This window comes from Anaerocolumna cellulosilytica (assembly GCF_014218335.1).
GTDB lineage: Bacteria > Bacillota > Clostridia > Lachnospirales > Lachnospiraceae > Anaerocolumna > Anaerocolumna cellulosilytica.
Genome location: NZ_AP023367.1, coordinates 343,528 through 364,866 on the forward strand (window position 1 = coordinate 343,528; position 21,339 = coordinate 364,866).

Below are 21,339 nucleotides of genomic sequence, written 5' to 3' on the forward strand. Positions count from 1 at the left end.
AAAGTAAATTGTGAATAGCCCATTGATTTTTTGTGGGGAATAATATATGTATTCTAATAATAAAAAGAAAGGGTGTATTTTGATGGAAAACTTTTTTGATTTAACGGGTAAAGTAGCGGTAGTAACCGGAGCAAGTTCAGGGCTTGGTGCAGATGCAGCAATTGCCTATGCAAATGCCGGAGCAGAGGTTGCCTTGCTGGCAAGACGTACCGAAAAGCTAAATGAGGTAAAAGCAGAAATCGAGAAGATGGGCAGAAAGGTAATTGCAGTTGGATGTGATGTTACAGAAGAAGAAAGTGTAAAAACAGCAATGAAAACCGTGCTTGATACCTTTGGTCACATTGATATCCTGTTGAATAATGCAGGAATTGCTGTTCGTGGCGGAGTAGACAGCATGTCTGTGGAGGAGTGGGATAAATCCTTTGATACCAATGTAAAGGGAATCTTTTTAGCAAGCAAATATGTACTTCCCCAAATGAAGGAAAGAGGCTATGGTAAAATCATTAATATCGCATCCGTAAATGCAGTAGTTGCGGATAAGTTTGATGCCTTTATCAGACACTCCTATAATTCCTCCAAAGCTGCCGTGGTTGGTTTAACAAGAGGTATGGCGGCTTCCTATGCAAGATATGGCATTACGGTGAATGCTATTGGACCGGCTCTTTTTGAAAGTGAAATGACCAGTGAAACTTTATTTAAGTCAGAAGAATTTCTAAACAAGTATAATACGCTAAACCCGGCAGGACGCCCGGGAAGAAAAGGAGAATTAAATGGTACGGTTCTCTATCTTTCCAGTGACAGTTCCAGTTATGTTCAAGGTCAGTTCATAATCGTAGATGGTGGCGGAGCCCTTGTCTAGTTGAACCTTATAACATTTGGAATAGTATGGACATATGTGTCTATTTACGTTATTTGTAAATAATGCTATCATTAAATCGTAGGCAGGATGCTTATATTACTCCCCGTTGGCATCATGTTGTTGAAGCTGAAACCATACAGATATTCTGTATGGTTTACAGCTTCTATGTCTTAATACGTTCGGGGAGTTGGAGTTCACTAAGTTCTAAGTTTATATAATTAAGAAAGGTATGGGTACAATGAAATCCATAAAAATAATTTTAATAGGCATATCTCTGATGTTAATTGGAATAGGAATTTATATATTTTCTAATTATGTTCCTATTAGTTATGACGATGGTCTTTTTATATTATTTTTTATTATTGGTATTATTGTTACAGTAATTGGGAGCATTACTAGGTGTAATTAATTGTGTTACTACAATAGAGAAAGAAAAAGGGTGGTTTCTAATTTCTTAATACTTCCGGATAATCCGACTTAGCTAAATCCACTAAAGCAGCCAGCTTCACATCCTTTCTGGTGACTTTATATAAGTGAAGAGTATGGTTATAACATATTTTAGCCTCATCAAAATTCTCCTCTTGATAAAGAATCTTAAGCTTCATTTCATACAGTTCGGGAAGAAGCTTAAGACTATATTCTTTTGTTGAAAATGCAATTCCTTTGTTCACATAAAGGAAAGAATCCTTTATATCCCCATGATGAAAGAAATGAATACTAAGATTATATAATACAGTCTGATAAAGTTTCTTAGCAAATGGTGATGCTTGAAACATCGGATAAGCAGGATAAATATGATGGGTTTCTAATACAGCAAGTAAACCTTGAAGCACCTTCATACCTTCCTCTTGTTTATCCATAGCAAAATAATTTTGGCTTGTACAATTTATAAGAGCTAAGCTGGTATTGGAATATGTATAATCAGGAATAGTATCGACCTGGAACGCTGCACATTCTATCAGAAGACCTTGAAAGCAATACTGTAAGGAAGTAGTGTAATCTTTATCAGATAAAGCGGATAAAAGAGCCTTACCATAATAAATATGCCGTAGATTATGTCCTTGCTTAAAATCCTCCAAACCTTGGTATTTTTCAATTAGAGTTTTAATTAAGTCTAGATTCTCACTCTCAATTGCTGAATTAATTGCTTTTGTTCCTTCCAGACCTACCAGAGTATTTTTCGTAAAATACATCTTATAGTATTCGTTTAAATCCATATTGAACTTAATAGACAACTGATGTAAGAGATAGATGGAGGGTTCGGAGGTACCTTTCTCCAGACGGTAAATCTGCTTGGTGGTACAAATATTCTCAGCAAGTTTTTCTCTGGACATATTATGCTTTTTTCTCAATTCTTGGAGTAGCATACCAAAATGTTCATAATGCATTCTATATTCCTCCCTATCTTTTGTGTCTTAAAAGGTGTATTATATATATTTTTATATTCCTAGAATTACTGGATAATCGGATGTGATTTCTTCTATGAATTCTGTTAAGCTGTTCTCATTCCCGGCTATTTGGTATAAATGAACTGCATGTTCGTAGTATTCTTTGGCTTCATGTATAAGTTGCATGCGGTAGAGAATCTTGCACTTTAAAGAAAGTAGAGATGGCAAACGCCGAAAGTTTTGTTTTTCTATGGCATAATCAATGCCTTTTTCTGTGTGGATTAGTGATTTTTCAATTCCACCATGCTGAAAAGAGTAACCACTTATATTAGATAAAACAAATTGAAGAGCATTAGATATAAATTCACTTGAATCATATATGGGATATGCTGAATTTAGAAAATGAGTCTCTAAAACAATGAGCAATCCGTGAAGGACATTCATTCCGGAAGTGTAATGATTCATTGCAAAGTAATTATTACTAATACAAATTAACAGGGTTATGCCAACATTTGAGTATGTTCTTTCTGTTATATCATCTAAAACAAACTCGGGACATTCTAATCGAATTCCTTTTAGGCAATAATCTAAGGATGTTTTATAATCTTTATTTAACAGGGCAGAGCAAAGGGCTTTACCGTAATAAATATGCTGTAAAAGGTCTCCGTTTTGAAATTCTTCTAGTGTTTCATACTGCAAGATTATAGACTTTAACAAAGGTATATTCTCAGCTTTTAAAGCCGAATTAATGGCTTTTATACCTTCTAACCCGGTTATAGTATAGTTCTTAAAGTACATTTTATAATACTCATTTAAATCTATATTAAATATCATAGATAGCTGGTGCAAAAGGTAGACAGAAGGTTCCGACTTTCCTTTTTCTATTCTATAGATCTGCTTAGGTGTACAAATATTTTCAGCAAGTTTTTCTCTGGACATATTATGTTTTAGCCTTAAATCTTGAAGCAATATACCAAAATGTTCATAATCCATGAAAGCGACTCCTGTATATGGAAAAATATAGTGAAATTTGTTATATACAATAGTAAACCAATTTACCTATTTTTACAAGTGGACATAAATGTCCATTTACATTATTGTATCATATAATTATACTGAAATTGTAAATAAACGGAATGAAAAAAATGTTTTATATTCATTTTAATGGTGTATTTTAAATTAATATGAATAAAGGGAAAGGAGGGACAAAAGTGAATGACGAAGAAAATATAGCTGACCCAGACTATGAAGTTAAAAGAAATGTAAGTATCTATTGTTCATGGCTTCCTTTTTGTGGATTAATAATATCTATAATCACTACATTCATTATGTTTATCAAACAAAAAGAGTGGTCATTGTCGCTTGTATTTTATACATTGATATCATTAATAGGTATGTCCTTAATTTTTCTTTTAGTATTTGTTTTATTAAGAAAAGTGCTGTATTTAGAGTTTCCATATTTAAAGGGGAAAATGAAATATCTAACAGTCCTTGCAGTTTTAATTCTTATTATTTTGCAGGTAATAATTTTCATTTTCAATCCAGTTTTTAAATTAACAACAATCCAACTAAATGAAGTTGAGACAATTATCAAAAATGAAGCTTCTTCAAATTATTACATTGTATATGGTGCAGAAAATTGTGTATATTGTATTCGAATGGAAGATACATATAAGGCAGCATTCAAAAAAGAAAGAGAAAAAAATGTGTTTTATTGCGACTTAACTAATGAAAATTATAGTGATGAACGCCTCAAAGAGTTAAATGTTCAAAAAATTCCTGTGTTAATAAGTTATGAGAAAGGAGTGGAGGTTGAGCGTCTAGAGGGTATGCAGTCTGTTGAAGAACTAAAAAAATTTCTTAACAAATAGGAGGGTGACAAAAATGATTAAAAATTCCAAAGCATTTATATCGATGTTGCTGATTACAACAATAATCTTATCAAGCCTACCTTTATTAGTCAATGCTAATGATGACATTGATAGTTCCAATGTTGTGGATATTATTCAAGAAGCCATTGATAGCGAAGATTATGCAGCAACTGCTACAAAAGTTGCTGTTGATGAAGCAGAATATATATGGGGAATGATAAGGACTAAACTTGATACTATTGGCTTTTGTGAAGAACTTAGAGGGAATATTTATATTGAGAAGGATGATACAAAAATTGAGCCTGTCAAGATAATTGATGATCGATATACTAATCTTATGGTTTACTATTATGTAAAAATTTATGAAGATAATTTTGGAAATCTGGTTTCCGCAATGTTTGTTTATGATGAAAATACAAATAGTTTATTAAAAGTTGAAGCAAATAAAATTTCAAAAGAAGGTGATTTTGAGAGTTTCTTTAATTATTCAGAATATAACAAGCGTTTGACACGGGACTTTAGCATATGGGGACAAAATTTTCTTTGTGCGACAACAGGGCTTATAGCTTGTACAGCATATTGTGCTATGATTGGTGTTCTTAGTGCACCTGTAGCTATAGGGTGCTCACTGGTTTGTGGAACTGCCTTTAATGCTGCATGCTCATAAGTAGAATAAATTTAAATTATCAGTTAGGAACGTGCAAGGTATCATAGATGATATATAATGACTTGGAAAAAATGTTTTATTCTTAAAGTTAATTATCAATGGTCAACGTCATTGATAATTAACTTTTTTTCTTCAGCTTTTCTACCTCGTAATAGTAATGTGCTTACAGCTACTGCTGAAATTAACACTATTTACCATAAAATGGATGAAACTGTAATGCTGGAATGGATAATTGTTAAGATATAGGCTATAATGGTAAATTATACAATAATAATTAAAGATTAGGAAGGTATCGAACAATGAAAAAATATATTATTGCAACAGATATTTGAGGCTTTAATGGTATTTGTAATAACTTAGAACATGGTTGAAAATGAAAGTGTTGTAAAAAGGTACATAAAAAAATATCAAATGTAAGCAGTGTGAATTCCGCTTTGGATGCACAAATTGTAATTCATTAGGCAAGGTTGATGAGTATTGTTCTTATGATGTGGAGGTTGGTCAATGGAAGTAGAAATAAAGAATATTGTTAAGAACTTTAAAGACATAAGAGTTTTAAATAATATTAATTTAAAGACTTACAGTGGAGATACCTTATTAATTGTAGGTAAAAATGGTGCAGGAAAAACAACATTGTTAAGACTGCTATTAGGATTATATAAAGCTGATTCTGGAACGATAACAGTAAACAATGTGAATGTGTTAGATAAAAAATACAATGAAATCAAAAAAGAGATTGGTTTCCTAAATGATAACATTGGTATATTTAGGGATTTAACAGCATGGGATAATATTGAATTTTTTCATAGAATGTATTTTCCAAATGCCAATAAGGAAACCAGAGAATCCGATATTTCAAATGTTTTAAAAAAAGTTGATTTATATCCTCATAGAAATAGTAAGACTGATTTCTTTTCAAGAGGAATGAAACAAAGATTAGTCATAGCTAGAGCTATTGTAAATAAACCGAAGCTATTAATTCTAGATGAACCACACCGCGGGTTAGATGTGGAAGGGAAAGAAATGATTAAGGAAGTATTAGGGGATTTCCATAAATCCGGTAGTACAATTATTATAAATTCACATGACTTAAATGATGTACAAGAGTCAATTACGCACCTTGCCTTTTTATATAATAGTGAAATCGTCTGTCAAGGCTCCTATAAGGATTTGATAAACAAGTTCAATGAAAGCAGGTATAAATTAGTTGTTGATAAACCACAGGTTATCAAAGACCTTCTATCAAAGCAAGCTTTTGTAAAAAGTGTGAGTTCTATGAATAATGAGCTGATTATTGAACTAAATGGCAATGTAGAACAGCTGAGTAAGTGGTTGTATAGTCAAAGTATTCCTATTCACGAGCTGGTTAAAATGAATGATAATTTAACAACACTTTATAAAAAAATAATATCTTAAAGTGGAAAGTGTGGTTAAAAATATGGCGGTTTTATGGCGAGAATGTCAAAGAGATATAAAATCTTATAAGAAACTTGTAATCTATATTTTAATTCTTGTTTTTTATATATACAATTGTAATTCGGCATTTGAAATTAGTGAAAAAATAACGGATATTATGATAGGGTATTTAATGGTAGCATTATATTCCTCTCTAGGCTCATACTCTAATATTGCTGTTATTCTAGCATTGCCTGTTGATATAAAAGCTTACAATTCATATAAGACGATTTATTTTTTTATTAAAATAACACTGGTAACAATTATAACGATGATAATTCTTAAACTTAAGTTAGGGAGTCTGATGGTACTTAATTTGATGAACCTTTATTTTATATTTACTGTAATCTGCACATTACTATGCATTAATTATCTATCTCACTATCTGCTGGCGATATGTAAAAAGAAGCACTCATACATGATATTCTTAGTCATTATGGTACTCGTTAGTGGGGTGAGATTATTAATCTTAAATTCATTTCATATTGTGCTAGGATTAAACTTGCTGGTGGCTAGTCTTCTCATTTGTTTGTTGATTGGAGCTTTATATGAAAGAATTAATACTGAAAAAGTACTTCACAATTGGTTTTAGAAGAATGAATATAGGAGGTTACTATGGGTGCTTTGTGTTGGAAAAAAGGGAAAGAAATATTGACAAACAAAATTAAGTTGGTTGTTTCTTTATTTTTACCCGTGCTCGTATTCGGATGGATTGTTTATAATAAGAATACAATGGAGAATATATTTTTCATATTTCCTTTGGTTTCTATATTATTATTTTGGCTGGTTATGTTTTCTATTGAAGACTATATTTATACAGAAGCCATACTAGGTACTAATGTTACGTTAAAGGATGTATGGGTTTCTAATTTGTTTTTAACAACATTTGTTGGATTTTTTTATTCATTGGTATTGAGTATTATTTATTTAGTATTTACAAATCAGATGCATGTAATTTTTGAAATCGGTTTCTTGGTTAATATGATGTCTGGTTTAATCATAGGAGGTGGGTTAGTGGCTTTTTCAACCTTCTATATTTCTAATTACAGCAAACTAAGGCAAACAATATCGTCCATTGGTTCCATTGGAAGCCTGGCTTTACTGGTGGTACTATTGCTGACAGACCAAAAAATGATTATATTGGAAAATAAAAGTCTGCTTGTTATGATATTAGCAGTGACAGGTTTACTTTCTTTCGTTGTAGTTGACAAGTATAGCAGTCCAGAAGCTTTTTTATGCAATATAAAAAAACTGGGGCAGGTATATGAAGATAAACAAACAACGGATGAATAGGGGAAGCTTATGATTCTACCAAGAACAATTGTTATGCAACTCATAAATAAGTATGAAGATTTAGATATAAGTTTAATTATAGATGATTCATATAGGAGTAAAAAAAGGGCATTGTTAAATAAAAAGATAATAAGGAAAGTGGATTTTTACAAGTTCATTGAAGAAACCAAAACCAGTACATATACTAATTTTATTATACTGCCGTACTTAACTTTGAACTCCCTAATTTCGATACCTTCTAAAAGATATAGTATAAGTTTTTATAATGATATAAAGTTCAAAAAAATTCTTTATATGAAATTTACTGCATTTACAATGGATAACTATATTTCAGTAGAAGAGGTTATTAGTAAAACTGTATGTGATGAAATTATATTTGACTTAAGGGATAATGGCGGGGGGATATTAAATGCTTGCTTAAAAATGCTTGATTTATTTTTACCAGAAAAAGAATATTTGAAGCTAATTACTAAAACAGGTACTCAGGTTATAACAAGTAGTAGTCCTTACCGAATGTTTTCAAAAATATACATATTTTTAAATGAAAACACTGCTAGTTGCAGTGAAATATTTAGTTTAGCTCTAAGAAAATATTTAGATAATGTTTTCTTAATTGGAGAAAAGACCACATCTAAAGATTGTACACAGCATTCAATAAAAAATAAACTTTATGGTTACATATTCACAATTGAAGATAGTAAATGGCTGGTTGGAAATGAGAGTGCAGAGAGTTTGTCAAATTATATGAAAATTGACAGCGGTAAAAGAAGCTACTTAAATGAAAGCGACTATTTGAAGCAAGTGTTATTGATAAGGAATAATGGTTATGAAAATACACTGGATAGTAGCTTAATGTGTTGATTTTACAGATAAAAATAAGAACCCCCAAAAGTATTCTTTAGAAGACCAGGAGCATTTAATTATGTCAAAGAAGAAAATAATTATTGCAAGTAGTTCTGTTATTTTAGGCATAACATTAATTGGAATTTATTATTGGTTCTTTTCTGTGCCTTGGATATCTAATAATAAATTTATCCAGTTTCAAGGATATGTAGCTAATGATATAAATACTACATACCCCTTAAGCCTACCTTTTATAGCAAATAGGATAGTTAAAAATGAAATAAACATTGAGGATATTGTTGATGTAAAGTTAAAAGATTCAAAACTGTTAAAAGTAAAGGAGTTCCATTTATCATATGGTGAAAAAAGAAAAAATTATCAATTTAAGACGTTAACATTAACCATTGGATTCGATAAATGTGGTATTGAAGATATAACAAACATTGAAATTATTTTAAAAAATGGAGAGGTTATAAATTATCCTATAGGAAGTCTGAAATTCGAAATTATTGACACCAAAAACGAAGAAGAATCTTATTTGAAATTAAATTCGCATATTGCAATGAATCAGAATATTTCTTTTTATGAATTGGATATAGTAAACCAGTCAACTGATTTAATCAATATAACTGATATCAAAGTAGATATACCTGAGCTTAAGATTGAAAATATGTCATATTGGATAGAGCCCAAAGACAGTTTTCTTAAAAGGTACAAGATTGATAAAGTAAATAAAGAAAGTAGCGATTTCTTTATAATAAAGCCGTTAATTAAATACAGGATAGATAATAAACAAAAAATATTTCTGCCGGAAGGGACTACATATGGAACTATGTCAATTGATGAAAAAATGGTATTAGAAATACTAAAAAAGAAATGAGTATATTTTTGCAACAGCAAGCTAGATAATAATTAAGCGGCCCCTTAATTATTATAAACCGCTTAGGTTAATTCTCACAACTTAAGCGGTTGTCATGAAAAATACCTGATTCTCAAATCATGCAGGAAAGCTCCCAAGTATTCGTAATTCAACATATAAGCTACTCACTTTATAAGTAGCAGGTTCATAAGTCACTAGTTAATAATTCAAAAGTTCAGGATATTCAGTTCTAACTGATTCTTCTAGTTCAGCAATTTTATCGTCTGCATTAGTTATTTTATAAAGATAGATAGTGCGGTTATAATATTCTTTGGCATCTACAAAATTTTTCCCATAGTAAAGTATCCTAAGTTTCATAAAGATAAGATTAGTCAGAAATTTTAAGTGGTGTTCCTTTAAAGAGAATTCAATACCTTTTTCAACATAATATAATGCTTCGTTCCAATCTCCGTGTTCAAGTAAATGTCCACCTAGATTATTTAGAACCACCTGATAAATGTTTTTAGAAAATTGAGAGGCATGTATAAAGGGATAAGGTGAATTAATGAAGTAAAACTCCAGTACAGCATGAAGTTCAGTTAATACTTTCATTCCGTTCGAATACTGTTTTAATGCAAAATAATTCTGACTTATGCAGTTAAGAAAGGTTAAACCTACATTCGAATACATGGTTTTAGCAATATGGTTCAAGTTAAAATCAGGATTTTCAATTCTAATACCTTTCATACAATATTCTAAAGAAGTTGAGTAATTCTTATCCAACAATGCATAGCAAAGTGCCTTGCTATAGTAGATATGCTGTAAGTTGTCTCCGTTCTTAAATTCATCGAGTATCTCTAATTCCTCAATCAGGGTCTTTAACAAAGGGATATCTCCTTTTTCTAAGACTGCGTTAATGGATTTAATACCTTCAATGCCCGTTATAGTATCACGGCGAAAATAGATGGTATAGTATTCATGTAAATCCATATTGAACTTAATGGACAATTGTGTAATTAAGTACAGCGAAGGTTCAGATAGTCCCTTTTCTATTCTATAAATTTGCTTGGAAGTACAAATATTATCAGCAAGTTTTTCTCTTGATAAATTATGTCGGATTCTCAAATCTTGAAGGAAAGCTCCAAAGTGTTCGTAATTCATTATATACCCTCCTGACGATTTCTTTGGAAATAATATACTATATATTATTTTAAGCTAATTCAAGAAAATTACAAGGGGCTGTAAAAAAACTCCCCTAAAAGAAAAATCGCTGAGGTCATGAGACTTCAGCGATTTTTTGGTATAATTAATTATGCAAATAAATAAAAACACCAATGATAATTATACAGTACGTCAGCTGAAATTACCATTGGAAATCGAAAAATTAATTAATATATCTGATCCAGTATACACGTTCTGTGAGGTGATGGATCACATCGACCTATCAAAATATTTTGTAGAGAAAGGCTACAGAACAGGTCGTCCAAGATGTGATGAACAGAAACTCCTTAAAGTGATACTCTTTGCCTTCATGGAGCACGGAATTAGTTCTCTGCGTGAAATAGAAAAACTCTGTAGGAATGATATACGATACCTGTATCTTCTTGATGAGATGAAGGCTCCTTCTTTTGCGACCTTTGGCAATCTTATACGCAATGAACTAACAGATTCCATAGAACAGATTTTTATTGACTTAAACAGTTACATTTTTGAAAAGGAGCATGTGGACCTGGAGCATACTTACATAGATGGAACAAAAATGGAAGCGAATGCCAACCGATATACCTGGGTATGGAAAAAGTCTTGTACAAAAAACCGAGGAAAGGTTTATGAAAAGATATCCACGCTAATTGATGCAATGAACCAGGAAGTATTAGGATATTTCGGTGTAAAACTTGATAAGAGAGATGAGTATGCTGTCGAATATGTATCTGAACTCTTGGAAATGTACAAGAATGCAACAAATCTGGTGGAATCCACGTTTGTATCTGGTTGTGGTCATAGAAAAAGCCTTCCGCAAAAACAATATCAGGAATTAGAGGGGTATCTAGAACGATTAAAGACATATGCACATCATATAGAAGTTTGTGGCGATGAAAGAAACAGTTATTCCAAAACCGATCACGATGCCACTTTTATGCGCATAAAACGGGATTATATGGGGAATGATCAGCTTCTCCCAGCGTACAATCTACAGACCGCTGTCTGTGATGAATATATAGCGGTAGTTGATGTAAAACCATATGCATCAGATATGGAATGCTTTGTTCCTTTGATGGAAAAATTCAATGAAATCTATGGTCATTATCCAAAGTATCCAGTTGCAGATGCAGGCTATGGTTCCTATAATAACTATCTTTACTGTGAAGAGCATGGGATGGAAAAATATATGAAATTTACCATGTTCAAAAAAGAAACATCCGATAAGAAGTATCATGAAAATCCATATCGCGCAGTCAACTTTAAAAGAGACGAGAATGGAAATTTAATATGCCCAAATGGAAAGACTTTTCACTTTAAAAGCAAACAACATGTCTATAAAAACAAATACAGCAGAACCGAAGAAATCTATGAATGCAAATCATGTGAAGGCTGCCAGTTTAAAAACGATTGTTGTCCTAAGGCAAGCAAAAATAGAACTATTCGAATGAATCAGGAATTAACATCAATACATCAAGAGGTAATGACAAATCTTGAATCAATACATGGCGCACTGTTGAGAATGAATCGTAGTATTCAAGCGGAAGGAACCTTTGGTATTTTAAAATGGAATAAATCCTACAAAAGATTATTTCGAAGAGGTGAGAAAAACGCAATTCTTGAACTCACACTGATTTCTTGTGGTTTTAATCTTTATAAATATCATAATAAAAAACAGAGAAACAAGTTGGCTGCTTAAAATCCAAGAACTATACTCACAGCTTTATTAAGTGCACGCTTTTTTATGGAAAAATCAATCATAATCATAAAAAATAAATAAAAAAAAGAAGAATCACCAGAACCGGCATCTGTCGGAACTGGCGATTCTTAATTAAGGACTTTTTTTACAGCCCCATTAATGATTGGATAGAATGCTTTGAATTTTTTGTAAGTCTTTCAAATAAATAAAAACCGTTTAGGCTAATAAATCAATACCTAAACGGTTATGTAAATATGAATATTAATAGTTAAAAATTTCAGGAAAATCAATTCTTACAGATTCTTCTAGTTCAATCAATTTTTTATCTTTATTTGTTATTCTATAGAGATAAGAAGCACGTTCATAATAATCTTTGGATTCAATATAGTTTTGTTCATTATATAGTATTTTGCACTTCATAATAAACAAATCAGGAAGAAAACGTATGTTATATTCCTTTATGGAATATTGAATTCCTTTTTCTACATAACTTAATGCCTTAATATTTTCACCGTTATTTAGTAGGTGGGAGCTTATATTACATAGTACTGCCTGGTAAATTTTCTTTGAAAAATCTGATACTTGAAACATAGGGTAAGGAGAATTAATTATATGTGTTTCTAACACAGTAAGTAATTCAAAAAGCACTTTAGCACCATTTGAAGGTTCATCTAAGGCAAAATAATTTTGACTGATACAATTTAATAAAGCTATACCTACATTCGAATACATATTTTTTGATATATTGTCTAAATTAAACTTTGGGAATTCAAGCTTTATGCCTTTTATACAATAATCTAAAGAAGCATTATAATTACTATCTAATAACGCAGAACAAAGAGCTTTACCATAATAAATGTATTGTAGATTTCTACCTTTCTTAAAATCATCAACCTTTTCATATTTTTCCATTAATGTTTTTAGAGACAATAAATCTCCACTTTCTATAGCAGAGTTAATATATTTAACACCCTCTAAACCAATTAAGGTTTTATTAGTGAAATGCATCTTATAATATTCATGTAAATCCATGTTGAACTTAATGGATAATTGAGTTATGAGATAGAGTGAGGGTTCTGACACCCCTTTTTCTATTCTATAAATCTGCTTAGTCGTACAAATATTTTCAGCAAGTTGTTCCCTTGAAAAATTATGTTGTATTCTCAAATCATGTAGAAAAGCTCCAAAATGTTCGTAGTTCATCTTAAGTTACCCCCCTCTAATGATATATTTTTGGAAATAATATACTGTATAATATTTTAAACGAATTTAAAAGATTTGCAAGTGGACATGGATGTCCATATACCTTAGAAATAAGTAATTAGTACATATAAAAGCATTATAAAATATATAAAACCGCTTAGAATAAAAATCTAAGCGGCAGGTTCGTAAATTTATTTAGTTAATCAGTAAAAATTTCTGGATATTCTATTCTAGCTGATTGTTCCAATTCAGTTAATTTATCGTCTTTGTTTGTTATTTTATAAAGATAGATGGTACGGTTATAATACTCTTTAGCTTCCTCATAATTTTGTTCATGATATAGAATCTTGAACTTCATGTATATAAGGTTAGCAAGGTGACGTAAATTGTATTCTTTTAGTGAGAATGTGATACCTTTTTCAATGTAATTTAAAGCTTCTTTTATTTCTCCATTATCAAACATCTCATATGCTATGTTGTTTAATACTAATTGATACATCTTCTTTGAAAATTGAGAAGCTCTTAGAAAAGGGTAAGGCGAATTAATTGCAAACTTTTCTAAAATAATAATAAGTGCTCGAAACACATTTTTACCACTGTCATATTGATTTAAAGCAAAACAATTTTGTCCTATACAATTCATTAATGTTATGGCAACATTTGAATACATATTTTTGGAAATGTTAGCTATATCAAAATTCGGACACTCAATTTGAATACCACTAAAGCAAAACTCTAAGGAAGTTTCATAATTTCTGTCTAACAATGCAGAACAAAGTGCTTTACCGTAGTATATATGTTGTAGATTTTCACCTTTTTTAAAATCCTCAAGTTTCTCATATTTTTCAACCAGAGATTTTAAGAGTGGTATATTGAAAGTTTCTATTGCAGAATTAATTGCATTAATTCCTTCTAAGCCAGCTATAGTATTGTTAGTAAAATACATCTTGAAATATTCATGTAAATCCATATTGAATTTAATGGACAATTGTGTTATTAAATACAGCGAAGGTTCTGATAGTCCCTTTTCTATTCTGTATATTTGCTTAGAAGTGCAAATGTTCTCAGCGAGTTTTTCTCTCGATAAATTATGTTGAATTCTCAAATCTTGAAGAAAAGCTCCAAAGTGTTCGTAATTCATTATATATCCCCCCCTAACGATTTCTTTGGAAATAATATACTATGTATTATTTTAAACTAATTTAAGAAATTTACAAGTGGACATGGATGTCCATTTACTTAGCTGGATTAGTGGAGTAATATAAGGACAGAAAGATTGAATAAAATTACCGCTTAGAGTAGATAAATCTAAGCGGTTGTATTATTTAATAATAACTACTCAGTGAAGATTTTAGAATAATCAGATTTCACTACTTTTTCTGTTTCTGTTAACTTGTTATCTTTGTTTGTTATTTTATATAAGTAAAGAGTTCTGTTATAATATTCTTTAGCTTTCTCATAGTTTTCTTGATGATAAAGAATTCTGAACTTCATATAAAATAAGTCAGGTAGGTAACTCATATTATTTTCCATTATTGAGAATTGTATCCCCTTATTTACATATATAAGTGCTTTCTCTACTTCATCACAGGTTAATAAATGAGCACTTAAATTGCATAATACTACTTGATAAATTTTTTTAGAAAATTGAGAAGCTTGAAACATAGGAAATGGAGAATTTAGTACGTATCGTTCTAACATGATTAGTAGTTCCATAAGTATTTTAGTCCCTTTTTCATACTCATTTAATGCAAAGTAATTTTGGCTTGTACAATTTAATAGTACTATACCTATGTTCGAATACATTATATTAGAAAAATTATTTATGTTGAAATTTGGATTTTCTACATATAATCCCTTAAAGCAATATTCTAAAGAAGTTTTGTAATCCTCATTAAACAATGCAAAGTATAGTGCTTTTCCATAAAGTATATGCTGTAGATTTTCGCCTTTTTTAAAATCTTCAAGCTTTTCATATTTTTCTATTAATGTATTAAGTAATTGCAAATCACCATTTTCAATAGCAGAATTTATTGCATTAATACCTTCTAATCCAATAATTGAATTACTAGTAAAATACATTTTAAAATATTCATTTAAATCCATATTGAACTTAATGGACAATTGGATTAATAAAAAAAGAGAAGGTTCTGATAATCCCTTTTCTATTCTGTAGATTTGCTTAGAAGTACAAATATTTTCAGCGAGTTTTTCTCTTGATAAATTATGTTGCGTTCTCAAGTCTTGAAGAAAAGCTCCAAAGTGTTCGTAATTCATCATATACCCCCTAATGACTTCTTTGGAAATAATATACTAAATATTATTTTAAACTAATTCAAGAAATTTACAAGTGGACATAGATGTCCATACTTTATTTATATTACTGCCTATTCTAGGATTACTAATAAGTAACTACTGAAAATTGTTAGAATAATAAGCACGTTTGAGAAGCCTAAATAGTATAAAAACCGCTTAGTATGAAATCTAAGCGGCGGTTCATAAATAGTTAGTTCTCAGTGAAAATTTCAGGATATTCTATTCCAGCTGATTCTTCCAATTCAGTTAATTTATCGTCCTTGTTTGTTATTTTATAAAGATAGACGGTTCGGTTATAGTATTCTTTTGCTTCAGAGTAATTTTGTTCTTTGTATAAAATTTTAAATTTCATATAAGTTAAATCGGGCAGAAAGCGTAAATTATATTCTTTTATTGAGAACTGAAGGCCTTTCTCAACATAATGAAGTGCATCTTCTAAATCACCTTTATTCAATAAATGTGCACTGATATTATAAAGAACCCCTTGGTAAATTTTCTTAGAGAATTGAGGAGCTTGAAACATCGGGTAAGGGGCATTAAGTATATACGTTTCCAAAACTTCCAGTAACCCAAAAAGTACATTCATTCCAACAGTGAATTGGTTCATAGCAAAATAATTCTGACTAATACAAGTTATAAGCGTTATACCAACATTTGAATAAGTAAATTTACTTATATTATCTACACTAAAATTTGGACATTCTATCTGAATACCTTTATAACAGTATTCCAATGAAGTTTTATAATCTTTTTCTATTAAGGCCGAGCATAAGGCATTTCCATAGCAGATGCACTGTAGGTTTTCGCCTTTTTTGAAATCTTCTAGTTTTTCATATTTATCAATAAGAGACTTAAGCAATTGCACATCTTCTCTTTCAATAGCTGCGTTGATTGCATTGACACCCTCTAAACCAATGATGGAATTATTTGCGAAATAAGTTTTGAAATATTCGTTTAAATCCATATTAAATTTTATTGATAGCTGATTTATTAAATATAAAGATGGCTCATAGACTCCTTTTTCAATTCGATAGATTTGTTTTGGAGTACATATGTCTTTTGCTAATTGTTCTCTGGTCATATTTCGTGATATTCTTAATTCTTGTAGAAATTTTCCAAAATATTCGTTGTTCATTGCCATACCACCTAACTTGAATGGACGCAAGCGTCCATTTATTGATTAGAAAAAGGGTGCTATAATTTAAATACAAATTTGAAAGAAGAGGGCATGTAGTTGAAGAAATTTATTGTTAAATTTCGTTATTATCTAGCTTTACTTTTTATTATTACTACAATCTCAAGTGTTTCACCATTATTTTCACTAAACACCACTTCAGATGGGATATTTACAACTGCAAATGATGGGGGAAAATGGATGTTTGAGTATCGATAACATATTATAACATAATAAAGTACTAGTTTCAAATATGTTATAACAAATACTTTACAGAATTTTCTAGCACATCAAAGTACAACAGACATGTCCATATAAGGAACGGGAATTCATATCTTTTGCTCGCTTAGAAGCCTGAGTCAAGGGGTGTACATAGTAACTCTTAGTTAGGGTTTCCGGTAAATTTAATAATAAAATTTTATTAAAACTTTGAGGGGAGTTTACATAAAATTTTACCATAAGTAGTCCAAAGGATACTAGCAAAGCTGTTGAAAAGCAGTGACGCAAAGCTATAGGGTCTAAACCAATACGGTAAGGCAGCCAGTTGCTATATGGTTATGTCAGATTCTTGTACTGAAGGAGCTAGTAATTTCTGTACAGGTTGTGAAAAGTGAGGTTAGTTATGTACGAAGGAGAAGGCAGTTCTGCAATCAATACGAAGGATTATAATGCACTCGGTAAAATTTGTGAACGTTTTGACACAATTATTGAGCAGACAAATCTAATCATCTTTGACTTGAATTTAGAAGATGAAGAACTATACGTTTCGGACAACTTTTTAAAGCTGACAGGAATCGAATATAACAAAAAGGATATCTTAAAGCAAATGCTTGACCTTAAATATATTCATCCAGGGGATGTCAGCAAATACAAAGGTTATCTAAGGCGTGGGAAACAAGGACTGCCTTCTGATACCATAACTTATAGAAGACGAATTCCAAGGGGAAGATATGCGTGGATTCGCAGCAATCGTAAGAATTTTTACGATGACAATGGAAAGCTAATCCGGGTGTTGGGAACCGCCCAGGATGTCAGCACGGAGATGGAAGCTCATATTGAAGCAATAGTTAAAACTGACTTAGACGCTTTGACAAATCTTCCGAATTTTAAAAAGTTTACCTCTGATGCTGAGTTAATCATTCAGAAAAATCGTGATAAGAATTATGCTGTCTTAGTGTTTGACATTGATAAGTTCAGAATAATCAATGATTTATTTGGAGCCCATGAGGGAGACGGAGTATTACGATACATAGCAAACATATTAAGAAACCTGATTGTAAGACCGAATATATTTTGCAGGATGTATGCAGATACCTTTGCAATCTTAATGTCTTATAATAAGGATTCCGAATTCGGTTATATTGCCAGTACTTTTTCAGAAGAAGCTTTAAAGTATCCGCTAGAGCATGAGATTGGTTTGTCTTTTGGTGTCTGCAAAGTGGACGACCCTAAAACGGCGGTAGCAACTTATTGTGACCGCGCAAGTCTGGCAAAGAAATCCGTGAAAGGTAACGTACTGCATTTGTTATCTTTTTATGACGATACATTAAGGAAAAGGAGCATAGAAGACAAGGATATTGAGAACGAGATGAATTATGCCCTTGAGCATGGTGAATTCGAGATGTACCTCCAACCGCAAGTGTCCATTGCTTCCACCGATGTGGTAGGTGCTGAAGCTTTGGTCAGATGGATTCATCCGACTAAGGGAATTATTTCTCCGGAGCGATTTATACCTCTCTTCGAAAACAACGGATTTATTGTAAAGCTTGATTACCTGATATGGGAAAAGGCTTTTGCGACAATCAGGAGCTGGATAGATGAGGGCTATCCGGTTGTTCCTATTTCCGTTAATGTGTCACGGATTCATTTATATAATTCCAATCTATTGGAACGTTTTATTATGTTGGCGGAAAAATATAATGTACCGCGTAAATATATAGAACTGGAACTTACGGAAACTGCGTTTTTTAACAATGCAAGAGAGTTGAATTATCTGGTACACTCTTTGAAAAAAGAGGGCTTTATTCTAGCTATGGATGACTTTGGTTCAGGATATTCTTCCTTGAATATGCTTAAGGATATTCCGGTGGATGTTATTAAAATAGACCGGGGATTTCTGAACGAAATTGTGGCAACAGAAAAAGGTAAAACAGTTATCAGATATACCATTGCAATGGCAAAAAAGTTAAACATAGATGTAGTCGCAGAGGGTGTGGAAAGCTTTGTACAGGCAGAATTTCTGTATCATGCCGGCTGTGAAACGGTTCAGGGATATTACTATTCAAAACCTTTACCAGTGAATAAGTTTGAACAATACGCATTTCATTAAGGAATGTATAAATAACAATCTTCGGACACGTATACGATGCTATGCTGCATTGTAGTATGTGTCTTTTTTTCTTGGGCAGTTGCCTAAAAGTATATGCATTGAAGTCAAAAACATTTTTTAATTGTTAAATTATGAGAAATCAGGATAAACTAAAAAGTGATACTTGACTTTTAGACGCCGTACTATCATACTATGGAAGGATAGAAATTGAACATACTTTAAGGAGGTTTTTGTGGAAACCCAGAATACATTATCGACGAAATTGAAAGAATACTTATTGATTACGTTAGGCGTAGAGTTGGTGGTTATCGGTGTTTACTTTTTTAAGTTTCCGAATAACTTTTCCATAGGCGGTGTAACCGGTCTGGCAGTATTATTGAGTCAGGTTATAGGACCTGCAATTAGCTCAGGAACTCTTGTTTTAATTATTAATCTGGCATTACTGGTAGTAGGATATTTCGTGTTAGGCAGAAGCTTTGGTAATCGAACCGCTTATGGAAGTATCTTAATGTCAGGCTCCCTTAGTTTCTTAGAATATATCTTTCCAATGCATGGTCCGTTTACCAATGAACCTGTACTAGAGCTGGCTTTTGCAGTTATCCTGCCGGCGGTTGGAGCAGCGATTCTTTTTAATATTGGCTCGTCTACGGGAGGGACAGATATTATTGCTCTAATATTAAAGAAATATACCAATATAGATATTGGACGTTCCTTATTTTATTCTGATTTGCTGTTAACGCTGTTTGCTTTCTTAATATTTGATGTTCAGACAGGGCTTTTGTCACTACTTGGTCTTATATTAAAATCAACGTTAGTAGACACCGTAATAGAGAATCTGAACCTTCACAAATATTTTACGATTATTTGCGAGAATCCAAAACCTATCAGCAGTTATATCTGCAAGACACTACACCGCAGTGCAACGATTTGCGATGCCAAAGGTGCCTTTTCTGAGAAGGAAAGAAAGGTTATTTTAACCGTTTTAAACCGTAGTCAGGCGGTGCAGTTAAGAAGATTTATTAAACAGGAAGAACCGGATGCATTTATTCTAATCACAAACACCAGTGAAATTGTAGGACGAGGCTTCCGAGCATAATAATATACAGTTTGAAAAAGATATAATAGAGTACCAGATATAATGAAAGATATTGGTATAGATGTTATAGCAACACCAAGTAATTGAAGGAAATAAAATCATATATAGTAAGAACCACCATGCAGTTCACGTAATCGTTCATTGCATGGTGGTTCTTTTTATATATGAAACCTCTACACAATTACCAGATTGTTCATAGGTTATAACGGTAGAAATCTGAGGAAGCTTCAAGTGCAGTTAGGGAGTTACAATTATCGTTTTATACCGCTCTGGGAATGAGGTTACTTCATTCTGGTTTTATAAGGGATATAAATAATAAAACCAGAACCACCAGTATAAGTGGCTTTACAATTTTATAACCATTCTTTAATACTAAACCAGAACCGATAGAATGTCCGGCAATGCTGAACAGAGCAGCAGTAAGTCCGAGTGGAAGAAGGATTTTGCCATTGATAAGAAATGTTACCAGAGCAGCTATATTAGATGAAAGATTAACCAGTTTGGTATTACCAGAGGCAATTCGGATATCCATTTTCCCAAGTCCTGTGTATAGAAGAAGTAAAAAAGTACCGGTACCAGGCCCGTAAAACCCATCATAAGTCGCCACCCCAAGGGACACCAGACTTATAATAACAAATAGTTTTTTTCTTGGTAAAGGTGTTATAACCTCATCTGTATTCAGGTTTTTGTTTCTAAATATGTAAAAAGCAACGATTGGCAATACTACCAGTAGAATATTTTTCATTATATCCTCATCAACCAGCAGGGCAAGCTTTGCACCCAGTGCCGAGCCAGTGAGCGCAAGTAAGATGGATGGAACTGCCAATCCCCAGTTCACTGATTTGTTACGGCAGAAACGAAAGGTTGAGATAGCAGTGCCGATACTAGAGGATAACTTGTTCGTTCCGATGGAAAGATGCGGGGGAATACCTGCTAAAAAATAAGCAGGAAGTGATATAAGTCCGCCGCCACCGGCAATGGAATCCACCAATCCGGCTAAAAATACCAAAGGGCAGACGATAAAATATACGGTTAGTTCCATAGTGTCTCCATTTTCTTATAATTTCTAAAGTTCTCAATTGATGTT

The 21,339-nt window shown here is 31.9% G+C and carries 18 protein-coding genes and 1 riboswitch; of the genes, 10 read left to right on the plus strand and 8 right to left on the minus strand.

The genetic code is table 11. The annotated features are described in order from the left end of the window. Window positions 1-82: 82 nt before the first annotated feature. On the plus strand, window positions 83-859 hold the full coding sequence (locus acsn021_RS01505; protein WP_184093755.1) for an SDR family NAD(P)-dependent oxidoreductase: 777 nt from the start codon (window positions 83-85) through the stop codon (window positions 857-859). A gap of 446 nt (window positions 860-1,305) precedes the next feature. Here the strand turns inward: acsn021_RS01505 and acsn021_RS01510 are convergent, their stop codons facing one another. Continuing rightward, window positions 1,306-2,247 (minus strand): helix-turn-helix transcriptional regulator, encoded by a 942-nt coding sequence (locus tag acsn021_RS01510; RefSeq protein WP_184093754.1) that lies wholly within the window; start codon window positions 2,245-2,247, stop codon window positions 1,306-1,308. A gap of 51 nt (window positions 2,248-2,298) precedes the next feature. Further along, a complete protein-coding gene (locus acsn021_RS01515) occupies window positions 2,299-3,240 on the minus strand; it encodes a helix-turn-helix transcriptional regulator (RefSeq protein WP_184093753.1) in 942 nt (313 codons plus the stop codon). A gap of 218 nt (window positions 3,241-3,458) precedes the next feature. Between acsn021_RS01515 and acsn021_RS01520 the strand changes: the two genes are divergently transcribed. The 6 genes from acsn021_RS01520 (at window position 3,459) to acsn021_RS01545 (ending at window position 9,256) form a co-directional block, all read left to right on the plus strand. Continuing rightward, window positions 3,459-4,118 (plus strand): thioredoxin family protein, encoded by a 660-nt coding sequence (locus acsn021_RS01520; RefSeq protein WP_184093752.1) that lies wholly within the window; start codon window positions 3,459-3,461, stop codon window positions 4,116-4,118. 13 nt (window positions 4,119-4,131) lie between these two features. Then, a complete protein-coding gene (locus acsn021_RS01525) occupies window positions 4,132-4,785 on the plus strand; it encodes a putative immunity/bacteriocin fusion bifunctional protein (protein ID WP_184093751.1) in 654 nt (217 codons plus the stop codon). A 504-nt stretch (window positions 4,786-5,289) separates the two neighbouring features. Then, entirely contained in the window at window positions 5,290-6,201 is a 912-nt protein-coding gene (locus tag acsn021_RS01530; RefSeq protein ID WP_184093750.1) for an ABC transporter ATP-binding protein, read from the plus strand. Between the two features lie 654 nt (window positions 6,202-6,855). After that, window positions 6,856-7,533 (plus strand): hypothetical protein, encoded by a 678-nt coding sequence (locus tag acsn021_RS01535; RefSeq protein WP_184093749.1) that lies wholly within the window; start codon window positions 6,856-6,858, stop codon window positions 7,531-7,533. 9 nt (window positions 7,534-7,542) lie between these two features. Beyond that, window positions 7,543-8,394 carry a S41 family peptidase gene (locus tag acsn021_RS01540; RefSeq protein ID WP_184093748.1) on the plus strand — a complete coding sequence of 284 codons (852 nt, stop codon included), beginning with the start codon at window positions 7,543-7,545 and terminating at the stop codon, window positions 8,392-8,394. Window positions 8,395-8,455: 61 nt separating this feature from the next. Further along, on the plus strand, window positions 8,456-9,256 hold the full coding sequence (locus tag acsn021_RS01545) for a hypothetical protein (protein ID WP_184093747.1): 801 nt from the start codon (window positions 8,456-8,458) through the stop codon (window positions 9,254-9,256). 198 nt (window positions 9,257-9,454) lie between these two features. Here acsn021_RS01545 and acsn021_RS01550 read toward each other — a convergent pair whose 3' ends face one another. Beyond that, window positions 9,455-10,396, minus strand: a complete 942-nt coding sequence (locus tag acsn021_RS01550) for a helix-turn-helix transcriptional regulator (protein WP_184093746.1) — start codon at window positions 10,394-10,396, stop codon at window positions 9,455-9,457. A 151-nt stretch (window positions 10,397-10,547) separates the two neighbouring features. Between acsn021_RS01550 and acsn021_RS01555 the strand changes: the two genes are divergently transcribed. Beyond that, window positions 10,548-12,134, plus strand: a complete 1,587-nt coding sequence (locus acsn021_RS01555; RefSeq protein ID WP_184096195.1) for a transposase — start codon at window positions 10,548-10,550, stop codon at window positions 12,132-12,134. A 261-nt stretch (window positions 12,135-12,395) separates the two neighbouring features. On the opposite strand, the gene acsn021_RS01560 is transcribed toward acsn021_RS01555, so the two are convergent. The 4 genes from acsn021_RS01560 to acsn021_RS01575 all read right to left on the minus strand — a co-directional run bounded on the left by acsn021_RS01560 (window position 12,396) and on the right by acsn021_RS01575 (window position 16,788). Next, window positions 12,396-13,337, minus strand: a complete 942-nt coding sequence (locus tag acsn021_RS01560; RefSeq protein ID WP_184094478.1) for a helix-turn-helix transcriptional regulator — start codon at window positions 13,335-13,337, stop codon at window positions 12,396-12,398. Window positions 13,338-13,536: 199 nt separating this feature from the next. Continuing rightward, window positions 13,537-14,478, minus strand: coding sequence for a helix-turn-helix domain-containing protein (locus acsn021_RS01565; protein WP_184094480.1), 942 nt, complete (start codon window positions 14,476-14,478; stop codon window positions 13,537-13,539). A gap of 194 nt (window positions 14,479-14,672) precedes the next feature. Beyond that, a complete protein-coding gene (locus tag acsn021_RS01570; protein ID WP_184094482.1) occupies window positions 14,673-15,614 on the minus strand; it encodes a helix-turn-helix domain-containing protein in 942 nt (313 codons plus the stop codon). A 229-nt stretch (window positions 15,615-15,843) separates the two neighbouring features. Beyond that, window positions 15,844-16,788, minus strand: a complete 945-nt coding sequence (locus tag acsn021_RS01575; protein WP_184094484.1) for a helix-turn-helix transcriptional regulator — start codon at window positions 16,786-16,788, stop codon at window positions 15,844-15,846. Window positions 16,789-17,295: 507 nt separating this feature from the next. Continuing rightward, window positions 17,296-17,379, plus strand: a riboswitch (cyclic di-GMP riboswitch). A gap of 70 nt (window positions 17,380-17,449) precedes the next feature. Between acsn021_RS01575 and acsn021_RS01580 the strand changes: the two genes are divergently transcribed. Both acsn021_RS01580 and acsn021_RS01585 read left to right on the plus strand, forming a co-directional pair. Next, window positions 17,450-19,156, plus strand: coding sequence for a putative bifunctional diguanylate cyclase/phosphodiesterase (locus tag acsn021_RS01580; RefSeq protein WP_184094486.1), 1,707 nt, complete (start codon window positions 17,450-17,452; stop codon window positions 19,154-19,156). 232 nt (window positions 19,157-19,388) lie between these two features. Further along, window positions 19,389-20,252: a YitT family protein gene (locus acsn021_RS01585; protein WP_184094488.1), complete on the plus strand. Its 864-nt coding sequence runs from the start codon at window positions 19,389-19,391 to the stop codon at window positions 20,250-20,252. A gap of 286 nt (window positions 20,253-20,538) precedes the next feature. On the opposite strand, the gene acsn021_RS01590 is transcribed toward acsn021_RS01585, so the two are convergent. Then, window positions 20,539-21,294, minus strand: a complete 756-nt coding sequence (locus tag acsn021_RS01590) for a sulfite exporter TauE/SafE family protein (RefSeq protein ID WP_184094490.1) — start codon at window positions 21,292-21,294, stop codon at window positions 20,539-20,541. Window positions 21,295-21,339: the final 45 nt, after the last annotated feature.